Here is a 3,750-nt window from a genome sequence, read left to right as displayed (position 1 = left end):
ACCAGACGGCCCTCGGCCTGAAACGCGCCCAGACCGTCGCCACCGTCCTGGAAACCCTCGGCGTCGACCGCACCCAATTCACCACGATCACCGGTGTCGGATCACATTTCCCGGAGTACAAGCGCCCCGACCGCAGCGCCAACGGTGTCCTCCTCCCCGCCGCGGCAGCGGTCAACCGCTCCGTCAGAATCACAATCACCCCAACGTGTTGAGACCATTCAGACGATGCTCCGACAAGGAACCTGACGCACAGCGTTTCCCAACACTCACAGAAAAGGCATTTCGATGAAGAAAATCACCTCGCGTCTACCGAAGTTCTTCCGCAGCGATTCTGACTCTCCCCCCAAATCGAAGTTCGCTCCCTACGGAGTCGAGCGGCGATTCCGAGAGTTCGACCCCGAACCGGATTGCTACATTCTGACGCATGACCCTCATCAGCGGTTCGATGCGACCAATGACGAGCGGTCGGTCATCACTCTCCAGCGGCGGACGGCTCCGACCCTGGTTTACACCGATACACTCAGGGCGAAAGATCGCCTCGCCGGTCAACAACAGCGCCGGATCATTCACGTCGTGGAAAGCGACGGCGACCGATTTGCGGTCTGCCCGTGGATCCACCAGATCCAGTCCCAATTCAACGAGCAGTCCGCACAGGAGCACCGGATGTTGGAAGCTCTCCTCAGCGGAATCGACGAGGAAATCGCGAAGCTCGATCTCAATCTGATCGGCACAGACGCAGTCATCGACGAGGCGAAGAAAGATGTCGAGACAACGATCAAAGCCAAACCGCATTCTTCGGCGGTCACAAAAGCAGAGGCCCACGAAGACCCAAACCTCCTCGCCGACAGACGCCACGCTGAGCACCTCCGGGCGATCGCCTACCACGAAAATGTCCTCAAGAAGGCCAGAGACAGACAAACAAGGATCATCTCGACCATCGACATGCTCAAGTTCCGGCGCCAGTACTTCTGGCGCAGCCTCCTCGACGCCGTCCACGCGCACCACGGGTACGTCGAGCAACGGGCAGGGGAATTCCTGGCGGGAGCGCGGACGACCCTCTCCCCGGATGTGACCGTAGTCAAGATGCCTGAATGGGCCACACCCGAGGCGATTCCGGCCGAGCCCCGGACTCCACATTACGACCGTTTCGTCAATCGCTTATCGAAAGAAATTTCCCAGAATGACGACCGTCACCCCTACGACACCGAGGAAGATCCGCAATGAAATCGCGTCGCCACCAGATGTCCCCTGAGATCCCCCAGCTCCTCCCGATAACCCTCGAAAATCCGTCCGCGGAGGAACTGAAGGACGAGATCACCCGCCTGATCAGTCAGCACGCTATCCTCCGACCAGATCCACACACGAAGCATGAATCGATCAGTTTTGACGGTGCCCACGGTGCACTCATCGATCAACTCGTCGAGGCGACAATTGCCAGGCTCCGTGAAAGTTATCCGGCGGAGAAGGCGGGGGCAGCGAGTGCGAAATGGATGGCCGCGAAGATAGCTGCGGACCGGAACATGGCCTCGATTCGACGAGAACTCGACGGCGTACACGAAGAACTTCGACGGCGGGAGGCGGTTCTGTCCAGCGACTTCCAGAAATTGACGACTTCCGAGGCGCAGGACCTGTACCGCCTCACCGAGAATCAAACGCCTGAAAACCCAGTCGAACCAAAAACCGTGGAGAACCCTGTCCCGGAGAATACATCCCAGGATGAAATGAATTCCACCGGGGAAATACCTTCTCCGCGAGGATCGAAATAGAATTACTCCCCTTCTCACCTATTCCGAAATCAAACCGCATTTTCAGGTGCTGATTCCAACCCTGGAGAAAGGCCATTCCGTGCGAACACAAGTGTCTACACCTTCCCTCCCAAAAAATCGCCCAATTTTCGCCGCCAACTACCAGACTTTCGTCGCACTGTTGGCATCTTTGGGCATTTCCGCCGCCGATACGGTATTCCTGACAAGGGTTCTCGGTCCGATCGTGGAGATGCCTCCCCTAATAGCCCTGACTGCGACGATCTCGACCCTGTCCATCGCCGCAGTGGGAGGCGTCACATTTTCCCCCAAAATTCAGAAGATCGCCATAGGAGCGTGGCTCGCGTTAGTCGCCTCAACCACATTTCTGGTCTTCGCGGCAGTTTCCAGAACGTACATCGAATTGGATCTCGTCCTCACCGTTTTGAGATGCGCAATCCACTTCCTTTTTGCCTTCATCGCCAGCACACTTGCCGCACTTTCACTCCGGCGCATCACCATCATAAATGACAAGAAATCCCGTGGGATCTGGCTACCCAGGAATACGAAAATTTCGATTTCCCTGGGATCGGAACTCACCAAACAGAACCAACAGCAGGTTCAGACCTGATGAATATCGCCACTTCATATTCTTCAGCCTTCGAGAACCATCTCAGTACGCCCAGATCTTCCGCCCGAAAATCATCGGCTCCCTCGATGTTTCCGTACGGACCAGCAGATCACAATACCAGGTAAGGACTCACCGTGATGGACACTAAAACTTCCGCTTCCCACAACCGAACTGAGGTCGGCATCCTCACGATCATCTGCTTCGCCTTGATCTGGCTCTTCAGCCTCGCCGATGTCGTCCTATTGTGGTCAACCTTCCAGGACTTGGTCGAGAACGCCGGCAAGCGGGAATTGATGCTCCCAGCACTTGCCATCCTCTGTAGCGCCCAGCTCTTGGCAGCAGTATCGAGTGGTCTACCGGCCAGGGCCAAATTTATCACCTGGACCTGTTGGGCCATCATCGGGCTGGCGATCTTCGGCGCCCGAGTTTTCGCGAACACGATCGCCCTCGGGCAAGAAGGCCCGACCCCGGGTGAGTGGATCAATGCTGCATTGATCCTCGGGCTTTACGTCGCCACCGGAATTGGTGCTGCGCACCTCGGGGAGCACGCTCTGGACTTCGAGCGCTTCAGATATCACCGTAATCGCCGGAAGATCGAGGCCCTCGTCCAAACCAAGGCTGATCCACTGGAGTCCGCATACCGCGAACAGGAGATGATCCGGGACTGGTATAACAAAGGTCTCGAAAATATCGAATCCGAGAAGGTCCGATTGGAAAAACTGATCAAATCGATGGACCACGAGCTGAAGGCACATGCCCGAGACTGCATCATCCGTGAGCTCGCCTCCCCGAAGGCCACCTCGGGCGTCCTCGCGGACAAGATTGTCGATTCGACCACTCAAGTCCCCGCAACCGATGGCCCGGAAGATCCAAAGCGGTGAGGTGAAGGGGGGATCAGTTTCGACACCCTGAAACATCGCTCCCCTTCTTCACAGTTTCATACGTGAAGTTGATTTCATATCGCCAAGGCACCGGAAATCCGGATCGCTCATTCTTCGCAGCTGATCGACATCCCCTCCACTGGAGAATGTAAATTAACAAAAATGAATTACTATCGTTCGATTGGGGGACAGCCGGTCTCGGCGCCATATTTTTTGACCCGTCGGCGCTTTTTACCACACCTTTCCATATCACATCCATGCCGTCTGTAGAACGAATCCACATGGAATGCCACCGAGCTCCGATCTCTCATCCAATGGCAATAGAGTAAACTGGCACGAAAAAACTAGTTGACATATAAATATCCCTTCTCAGAAAGTTGTTCATGGACAGTCCGAACACCGGGCCCAACCCGCACCTTCCCCCACCAGCGTCAACCACCGCTGCACAACCACACCCGATCATCCGGCCCCGACCGTCTTCGACCACCTGGTCACG

At 56.2% G+C, this 3,750-nt stretch carries 5 protein-coding genes; all 5 read left to right on the top strand.

Going from position 1 to position 3,750, the window contains the following annotated elements; all coding sequences use genetic code 11:
- On the top strand, positions 1-212 hold a 212-nt coding region (locus JDV75_RS00060), incomplete at its 5' end, for a hypothetical protein (protein ID WP_198737227.1).
- Positions 213-285: 73 nt separating this feature from the next.
- Positions 286-1,224: a hypothetical protein gene (locus tag JDV75_RS00055; RefSeq protein WP_198737235.1), complete on the top strand. Its 939-nt coding sequence runs from the start codon at positions 286-288 to the stop codon at positions 1,222-1,224.
- Positions 1,221-1,766, top strand: a complete 546-nt coding sequence (locus tag JDV75_RS00050) for a hypothetical protein (protein ID WP_198737234.1) — start codon at positions 1,221-1,223, stop codon at positions 1,764-1,766. The genes JDV75_RS00055 and JDV75_RS00050 overlap by 4 nt, the downstream gene beginning before the upstream one ends.
- A 46-nt stretch (positions 1,767-1,812) precedes the next feature.
- Entirely contained in the window at positions 1,813-2,373 is a 561-nt protein-coding gene (locus tag JDV75_RS00045) for a hypothetical protein (RefSeq protein WP_198737233.1), read from the top strand.
- 137 nt (positions 2,374-2,510) lie between these two features.
- Positions 2,511-3,254: a hypothetical protein gene (locus JDV75_RS00040; protein WP_198737232.1), complete on the top strand. Its 744-nt coding sequence runs from the start codon at positions 2,511-2,513 to the stop codon at positions 3,252-3,254.
- Positions 3,255-3,750: the final 496 nt, after the last annotated feature.

This window comes from Corynebacterium meridianum (genome assembly GCF_016342265.1).
In the GTDB taxonomy this organism is placed as follows: domain Bacteria; phylum Actinomycetota; class Actinomycetes; order Mycobacteriales; family Mycobacteriaceae; genus Corynebacterium; species Corynebacterium meridianum.
The sequence above is the reverse complement of the archived record's forward strand: the minus strand, read 5'-3'. Positions and strand labels throughout refer to the sequence as shown.